Here is a 7,500-nt window from a genome sequence, read left to right as displayed (position 1 = left end):
AACCCCATGCGCTCGGCCTCTATGCCGAGGCCTTGTTCCTCGCGCAGATCTTCATGGCGAAGTTCGTGCCGCCGCTGAACGAAGTCGCCTTCCCGGCCTATTCGCGAATCAAGGGCGACATGGCGGCGGTGCGCTGGAACTTCCTCAAGACCGTGCGCCTCTTGATGCTCGTCGCCGCGCCCTTCTATTGCGGGCTCGCGGTGACCGCGGCGCCGATGATCGAGACGCTGTTCGGGGCCAAGTGGCTCGGCATGGCGCCCTATATCCAGCTCATCTCGCTCGCGCTGATGCTGATGACGGTGCAGATCCTCTTCGCGCCGGTGACCAACGCGCTCGGCAAACCCTCGATCTCGATGTTCGCGGCGATGGGGGGCGCGATCGTCTTCCCGATCGCTTTCCTGATCGGCGCCGAATGGGGGCTGATCGGCATGGCCTGGGCGTGGCTGGTCGCCGCGCCGCTCCTGCTGCTGATCACCGCGCGGCTGTCGGCGCCGCTGATCGGCGTGTCCCTATGGGATGTCGGCCGCGCGATGCTGCCGGGCGTCGCGCCCGCGCTGGTGATGGCGGTCGGGGTCGGATTCGCGGGGCAGCTGCTCGCGACGCTCGGCTGGGCGCCGCCGATTCGCCTCGCGTTGCTCGTCGGGCTCGGCGTCGCGCTCTACGGCGCCTTGCTCTGGCTGCTCGAACGCGAGGCGATTGCCGAAGTGCTGCGACTCGTCTTGAAGCGAGAGATGCCCGCCGGCGAGGTGCCGACTCAGGACGCGATATAGTCGCGCATCGCCGAGGCCTCGGCCTCGATATGGTCGATGCGATATTTGACGAGGTCGCCGATCGAGACGAATCCGACGAGCGCGCCATCGTCGACGACGGGCAGGTGGCGGATGCGCTTCTGCGTCATCAGCGACAGCGCGCCGATCACCACCATGTGCGAATCGCAGGTCACCGGCGATTTGGTCATCACTTCGTCGAGCGTGCGGTCGAGCGCCTCGGGCCCGTAGGACGAAATGAGCCGCACCAGGTCGCGTTCGGAAAAGATGCCGACCACGGCATTGCCCTCGACCACCGGCACCGCGCCGATGCGGTGCTGCGCGAGCAGGTCGACGACGCTGCGCACATTGTCGTCCTTGCGCGCCGAAATCACCGCGCCGCTGCGTCCATGGAGAATTGCTCCGATCGTCATGCCTTGCCGCTCCCCATGCGATTCCTTTTGAAGAAAACAATCTATCACGATTCGCGCACGGGGTGAAACATCCTGCCGCAGCCTATTGCCGCTTGGCCTCGCGCTTCGGCTGGTCCATGACGCGCGCCATGGTCAAGCGCTCGCCCCTCGACAATCGCGACACCTCGCGAATCGCGTGGGGGCGCTACCGCGTGCTGATGCTGGGCATGAGCATCGTGTCGATCGTCGCGGTAATCCTGGCGCTGCTCTTCCTGCACTTCTCGCTGCCGCACGGGCTGACCCTGCACATGATCATCGCGACCACCGCGGGCGTCGGCCTGTCGGTGATGCTCGGCGCGGCGCTGATGGGGCTCGTGTTCCTGTCGAGCGGCAGCGGGCACGACGATGCGATCGAGGACCCCTTCGAGGACGACCCGGATATGAAGAATGAGCGATAGCAATCCCGACTGCCCGCGCGACCCGATCCTGCGCGTCGTCCCGCGGCCCGCCGACATCAATGCCAACGGCCATATCTTCGGCGGCTGGGTGCTGAGCCAGATGGACATCGCCGGCGGCATCGTCGCCGGGCGCGTCGCGCAGGGCCCCGTCGCGACGGTCGCGATCGAGACGATGGAGTTCATCGCGCCGATCCTGCTGCGCGACATCATCTCGATCTACGCGCATCTCGAGCGCCGCGGCCGCACCTCGATGGCGATCCGGCTGGAGGTCGTCGCGACGCGCGACGGCGGGCGGACCGAGGAGCGCGTGACCGAAGGCGTCTTCACCTTCGTCGCGCTCGACGAGAATCACCGGCCGCGGCCGCTGCCGCCGGCCTAACCCTATCCGTCATCCCGGCGAAGGCCGGGATCTCGCCGGTGCAACGGGACGCGAGGTCGAGATCCCGGCCTTCGCCGGGATGACGATATTGGAAGCTGCCTCGGCGGCTATTCGTCGGGGCCTTCCCAATCGTCCTGATTGTCGGCGCCGAGCCGTACGACCTCGCGCACGCGATATTCGATCATGCGCTCGCCCTCGGCGGGGACGGTCACCGACCAGATGCGCTTGCCGTCGCGCAGCTTCACCGGCTTGCTGATCCGGTCGACCGCATAATCCGCGTCGCTGGCGAAGCTGATCTCGACCGGTTCGGCGGTCTCGCTGTCGTTGGTGACGGTCAGCCGGTAGCGCGTCCAGCCCTCGCCCGAATCGACTTCCTCCTGGTCGGCATCGACCCAGATGTCCTCGGCATCCTCGAGCTGCAGGTCGACGAGTTCGCCGACCGCCTTGTCCTTCACGCGGGTCTCGCCGACGAGCATCGGCTCGCCCGCGCGGCGCTGGAACAGGGTGACCTGCCCGCCGGGCAGCGGCTCGGCGAGCGGTCCGCCCTTCTTGTTGTCGAACCGCAGCACCGGGCCGTCCTGCCAGTCGAAATTCTCGCCGCGCACTTCGAAGACATGGAGCAATTGCGCGGCGACCCCAGGCTTTTCAAGGAAGGCGATCTGCTTGCGGCTCTGCGCGCCGAGCGTCGTCGGCTGCGGCACGCGATATAATTTATAGTCGCCGATATCCTCGCGCGGGGCGATTCGCGATCCGGTAACGACGATCTCGCCGCCGTCCTCGTCGCCTCCGCCGCCGTAAAAATCGCCGCCGACCATGCCGAGCGCATATTGCGGGTCGTAGCTCGGGATCGACGCGGGCTCGAACAAGCGCGGGTTGTACGAGCCGCCGCCGGTGCCGCCCTGCGGCCAGCAGCTGAACCAGATTTCGATATTCTCCGGGTTCCACGGGTCGCTCTGTTTCTCTTCCTCGATCCGCTCCTGCTCTTCCCAGTAATTTTCCTCGTCGGCGACCGGCGCCTGCGCGAAGAAGGCGATGCGCCCGGCGATCACCGCCATGTCGGCGCCCGTGAAGCTGGTCGAATCGCCGCTCGCGACGGTGAGCCAGGCGAAGAGGTCGACCGCGTCGGCATCGGTCCCGATCTGGCCGACATAGTTCGACTGCCAGTCGAAGTTGGTCGCGAGATAGGTGAGTTCGAGCGTCGTACGCCCGCCCGGCTGGTCGCCGAGCGTCATCGACAGCGTGGGTACCGGGGTCAGCCCCGCGGGCACCGCGTCGTAGAGCATCGTTTCGGACAGCCCCGAACATTGCACCGCCTCGAACCCGCCCTTGCGTTCGAGGATCAGATTCTCGCCGCCCGAGCGGAGGCGCACGCGCTCGTAGCCGACCTTGCCCGTCGCCTTGTCGGTGGTGCGCAGGACCACCTGTTGCCCGGTGAAGGCGTCGACCAGCCCGCGCTGCGACAGCAGGCGGCGGTCGAAATTCTTTTCGCGCGGACGGCCGCCGCCGCGCAGCAGCGCCGATTCGGGGATGATGCTGCTCGACACGCCCTCGAAGCGCACCGTCACCGGCCCCGGCGGCAGGTCGAGCGTGCGCGTCTCGCGAATCAGCGCGAAGCCGCCGAGTTCCTCGCCGGGCTCGGGGAGCCGCGAGTCGGTGTCGCGCGACGGATCGCGGTAGAGGCTGATCGCCACCTTGTCGGGCTTCGCCGAGCCGACCACCGGGACATCCTGCGCGAAGGCGGGCGCCGCGGCGAATGCCGCGAGCGTCAACAAGGCTGCCGCGATCCGGCCGCGCATGACTCAGTTCAGCGTATCATATTGGACGGTCAGCTCGGTGCGCCCGTTGGCCGGGATCGTCACCAGCCACTTGCGGCTCTCCCACACCTGGTCGTCCTTCTCGGCGGCGAGGCTCTCGAAGGGCACGCGCGTGTCATTGCTGTAGGTGTTGAGCCCCGCCTGGGTGAATTCGACCGTCACCGGCTGCGGCCGCGCGTTGGTGAAGATATAGCGCATGTGCGTGCGCCAGAAATTGCGCTTCACGTCGGTCTCGGTGACCGTCACGACGCCATTCTTGCGCACGCGCGTCGATGAGCTGCGCGTCCAGTCCTCCTCGGTCAATTTCTCGCGCTTCTCGAGGATCGGCTGGTATTTGACGTCGAACGCCTTGCCCGTCGCGAGCGACAGGTTCGATCCCGCCGAAGTGTGGCCGATGTAGCTCTCGCCGACGAACTGCGCCGCGCCGCGCGCGTCCTTGACGTAGAGCCGCACCGATCCCGCCGGCATCGCGTCGCCGACCCCGCCCTTGCCGGTCGAGAAACGATAGGTCGACATCACGCTCTGCGCTTCCTCGAGCGTCGCGAAACGGTCGTGCGACGCCGCATAACCGCGCTGCGCGGGGACCGCCATGACGTCGAGGAAGGCGATCTGCTTCTGCTGCGCGCTGGCGATCGTCGTGCGATCATTGATGGGATAAGCATACATGTCGGCGAGCGCCTCGGCCTTCGCCGTTTCGGTCCCCGCGCTGGTCAGCGCCGCGGGTTCGCCGTCGCCGCTGCGCGACCCGCGCCGCACCCCGATCTGGTTGCTCGCGACGAGCAGCAGTTTCGCATTGGCGAAGCCCGTGCCGCTGTTGTTCTTGAGCGTGACCCAGCCCTGCAGGTCGATCGCCTTCGCCGCCTCGTCGTAGAGCGCGACATAGTCGGCGCGCCAGCTCATCCCTTCGGAGAGGTAACGCAAGGTCAGCGGCCGCGGTCCGGCGGTCTTGCTGTCGACGGTCACCGACAGCGTCGGGCGCGCGCGCAAATTGGTCGGGATGCCGTCGAAGATCACGCGCACGGGGAGGTTGTCGTCGCGCAGGATCTCGATCCGCCCGCCGACGTCGAGCACCACCCCGCCGTTGACCGCGAGCACCTTCGCGCGCTCGCGCGTTTCGGCGCCGGTCGCGGGGTTGGTGCGAATGAGCGTGATCTCCTGCCCCACCGCCTTCGCCATCATCGCAGTCGGCGAGAGCAGGTCGAAGTCGAAATTCTGCTCGACGATGTCGAGCCCGGTGCCGACGAGGCTCACCGTCTCGGGCCGGATGCGGCTCGACACGTCGGGGAATTCGACGCGCGATTCGCCCACCTGCAGGGTCGTCGGGCGCACGTCGGTGACCAGCGCGAGCTCGCCGGTGTAGATCGTCACGGCGACATCGCCCTGCCCCGCGGTGCTCACCGTCGGCTGCGCCGCGCCCGGCACGACCAGCCCCGCCGCGAGCAGCGCGCCCCATGTTTTCGATCCCATCGCCATCGACCCTCTCCCTCTCAGTCCCGCTTTTGCCGCAATCTCATCACCAGCGTGCCGTTCGCGGGCACGCCGATGCGCCCGACCCACAGGTCGCCGCGCCGTTCCCATCCCTCGGGCGCCGGGTCGAGCGCGAAGGCGACCCGCAATTCGACGTTGATCGCGACCGCGCGATCGTTGGAGATCGTCACCTCCCAGTCGCTGTGCGAGCGGTCGCGACCGTCTTTCTCGACGACGCGATATTGGACACCGCCGCTGTCGCCGGGTTCGAAATCGATACGTTCGTCGACCGCCTTGTCGGAGAGATGGCCCTCGCCGATCAGCAGGCGGCGCCCGCCGCCATTCTCAAACATCGCGACCACGCCCCCGGGCAGCGCCAGGCCGAGCCCGTCGGACTTGCGATTCCACAATCGCAGCAAATTTTTCGCCGGGCGAAAATCCTCGCCGCTCCGGTCGTCGATATAGGCCCAATATAGCTGCTCATAGGTCACGCGGTCCTGCGCGAGCAGCGCGACCTGCTTCTGCTGCTTCGCCGCGACATCGGTGCGGAACGGCAGGCGGTAATATTTGAGATCGCCGAGATCCTCCGACTGCGCGAGAAAATCGGCGCTGACCACCGAGACGGGGCTTGCCGCATACATCATCTCCGCCTCGATGCGCTTCGCGCTCACGACGATCTCGCCGGTGCGATAATCATCCTGATAGCCCGACTGCGACCCGCGAATCGGAATCAGCGGCGGCAACTGCCACAAGGGGTGCGTGCTGGTGATATCCATCGGCCAGCATTGCAGCACCAGCGGCCCGGCATCGGCCTCGGGCGCGCCTTCGCTTTCCTGCTTTTCGAGCCGCCCCGCGATGACGTTCAATTGCGCACCCGGAAAGCTCGTCACCCCGCCATTGGCGAGCGTGATCCAGCCGGTGATCGCCATCGTCGGCGCATCGGGGTTGCGCTCGGCGACATAATTGGCCGACCAGTCGAACCCCTCGGCGAGATAGAGCAGTTGGATCGTCACGCGCCGCGGCCGGTCGCTTTCGACCAGCACCGACAGCGTGGGCTTGGCCGACAGGTCCTTGGGCACTCCGCCATAGGTCATGCGCTCGGGCAGTCCCGAGCAGCCGAGCGCCTCGAAGCCTTCGGCGGTCTTGAGCAGCACGCCGCCGTTCGGCCCCGCCTGGATGATCGCATCCTGCCGCCGCGCCTTGCCCGTCGCGGGGTCGGTGCGCTGGAGGGTGACGCTGCGCTTCAAATAGGCATCGACCAGCCCCGCGGGCGACAGCAGCCGTGCGTCGCGATTCTTCTCGATCACCCCGTCGGGCAGGCCGCTCACCACCGCGGTCTCGGGGAGCAGCCCCTCGGCGACCCCCTCGAAGCGCAGCATCGCTACCCCTGCGGGCAGGTCGACGGTGCGCGTCTCGGTGATGAAGGCGAAACCCTCGGGCCAGTCGGGGTCGATGCCTCCCGACGACCGATAGGGCGCGCGATAGACGGTGACCGCGACATCGCCCGGCGCCACCGACTGCACGATCGGGTAAGCACTTTGCGCGCCCGCGGCGGCCGGGGCCAAAGCCAGCAGCAGGGCAAGGCGACCCGCCCCCCGCATCGCCCTAACCGCTCTTCAATTTCTGGCGAAAAGTCTGGACCAGGCTGTCGTTCGCGGGCACGCGCACGCGCCACACCCAGCTCGCGCCGCGCCGCTCCCATGTCGTCGGTTCGGGGTCGATATTGAAGGGGATCAGTATCTCGACCTCGGCGTCGAAGGGCCGCGCGTTGGTCAGCGTCACCTGCCAGTCCTGATAGCTGCCCGAGGGATCGCGCGGCTGGACGACGACGCGATATTGCACCGCGGGGCTCGCCCCGATGTCGTAGTCGACGCGCTCGCCGACCGCCTTGTCGCCGATCGGCGCCTCGCCCGCGAGCAGGCGGCGGTTGTCGACCGTCTCGAACACCGCAGCGGTCCCCGCGGGCAAGGCGAGCCCGAGCCCGTTCTCGCTGCGGTTCTGCAAGCGCAGCCGCGTCACCAGCGGCTGCGGCGCTCCATTGTAGGATTGATAGAGCACGCCCGCATAAAGCTGCTCGACCCCGACCTTGTCCTTGATCAGCAGCGCGACCTGCTTCTGCCCCTTCGCCGACACGTCGACGCGGAAGGGGATGCGATAGAATTTGAGGTCGCCCAGATCCTCGGCGGGGGGCGGGGGTGGCGGCGGTGCAGGCGGCGGCGGAGG

Annotated in this window: 7 protein-coding genes and 1 pseudogene (1 of these 8 only partly in view); 3 read left to right on the top strand and 5 right to left on the bottom strand. The window is 67.5% G+C overall.

The window, feature by feature from the left end; genetic code table 11:
* Window positions 1–770: the 3' portion of a lipopolysaccharide biosynthesis protein gene (locus ATE62_RS20140; RefSeq protein WP_156420632.1), read on the top strand. It extends 763 nt beyond the left edge of the window; 770 of the gene's 1,533 nt are visible here — the last part of the coding sequence; the start codon falls outside the window, past its left edge; it ends in the stop codon at window positions 768–770.
* Here ATE62_RS20140 and ATE62_RS20135 read toward each other — a convergent pair.
* Entirely contained in the window at window positions 755–1,180 is a 426-nt protein-coding gene (locus ATE62_RS20135; protein ID WP_058809628.1) for a CBS domain-containing protein, read from the bottom strand. The genes ATE62_RS20140 and ATE62_RS20135 overlap by 16 nt on opposite strands.
* Window positions 1,181–1,296: 116 nt before the next feature.
* Between ATE62_RS20135 and ATE62_RS20130 the strand changes: the two genes are divergently transcribed.
* Both ATE62_RS20130 and ATE62_RS20125 read left to right on the top strand, forming a co-directional pair.
* Window positions 1,297–1,617 (top strand): hypothetical protein, encoded by a 321-nt coding sequence (locus ATE62_RS20130; protein ID WP_231736338.1) that lies wholly within the window; start codon window positions 1,297–1,299, stop codon window positions 1,615–1,617.
* Window positions 1,607–1,996, top strand: coding sequence for an acyl-CoA thioesterase (locus ATE62_RS20125; protein WP_058809627.1), 390 nt, complete (start codon window positions 1,607–1,609; stop codon window positions 1,994–1,996). Before ATE62_RS20130 ends, ATE62_RS20125 begins: the two co-directional genes overlap by 11 nt.
* Window positions 1,997–2,103: 107 nt before the next feature.
* Here ATE62_RS20125 and ATE62_RS20120 read toward each other — a convergent pair whose 3' ends face one another.
* From ATE62_RS20120 to ATE62_RS23735, 4 genes and pseudogenes are all read right to left on the bottom strand, one after another.
* Window positions 2,104–3,792, bottom strand: coding sequence for a DUF4139 domain-containing protein (locus ATE62_RS20120; RefSeq protein WP_058809626.1), 1,689 nt, complete (start codon window positions 3,790–3,792; stop codon window positions 2,104–2,106).
* A 3-nt stretch (window positions 3,793–3,795) separates the two neighbouring features.
* A complete protein-coding gene (locus ATE62_RS20115; protein WP_058809625.1) occupies window positions 3,796–5,283 on the bottom strand; it encodes a DUF4139 domain-containing protein in 1,488 nt (495 codons plus the stop codon).
* Between the two features lie 14 nt (window positions 5,284–5,297).
* Complete coding sequence (locus tag ATE62_RS20110) at window positions 5,298–6,878, bottom strand: DUF4139 domain-containing protein (RefSeq protein WP_231736336.1); 1,581 nt, start codon at window positions 6,876–6,878, stop codon at window positions 5,298–5,300.
* A gap of 4 nt (window positions 6,879–6,882) precedes the next feature.
* A pseudogene (locus ATE62_RS23735) lies at window positions 6,883–7,500 on the bottom strand (DUF4139 domain-containing protein); the annotation flags it as partial.

Source organism: Sphingopyxis sp. HIX (assembly GCF_001468285.1).
Classification (GTDB): domain Bacteria; phylum Pseudomonadota; class Alphaproteobacteria; order Sphingomonadales; family Sphingomonadaceae; genus Sphingopyxis.
The sequence above is the reverse complement of the archived record's forward strand: the minus strand, read 5'-3'. Positions and strand labels throughout refer to the sequence as shown.

Bases quoted from the DNA above. Each gene is read 5' to 3' on its own strand.
- ATE62_RS20135 (WP_058809628.1), bottom strand. From the start codon at position 1,180: ATGACGATCGGAGCAATTCTCCATGGACGCAGCGGCGCGGTGATTTCG.
- ATE62_RS20130 (WP_231736338.1), top strand. From the start codon at position 1,297: ATGACGCGCGCCATGGTCAAGCGCTCGCCCCTCGACAATCGCGACACC.
- ATE62_RS20125 (WP_058809627.1), top strand. From the start codon at position 1,607: ATGAGCGATAGCAATCCCGACTGCCCGCGCGACCCGATCCTGCGCGTC.
- ATE62_RS20120 (WP_058809626.1), bottom strand. From the start codon at position 3,792: ATGCGCGGCCGGATCGCGGCAGCCTTGTTGACGCTCGCGGCATTCGCC.
- ATE62_RS20115 (WP_058809625.1), bottom strand. From the start codon at position 5,283: ATGGCGATGGGATCGAAAACATGGGGCGCGCTGCTCGCGGCGGGGCTG.
- ATE62_RS20110 (WP_231736336.1), bottom strand. From the start codon at position 6,878: ATGCGGGGGGCGGGTCGCCTTGCCCTGCTGCTGGCTTTGGCCCCGGCC.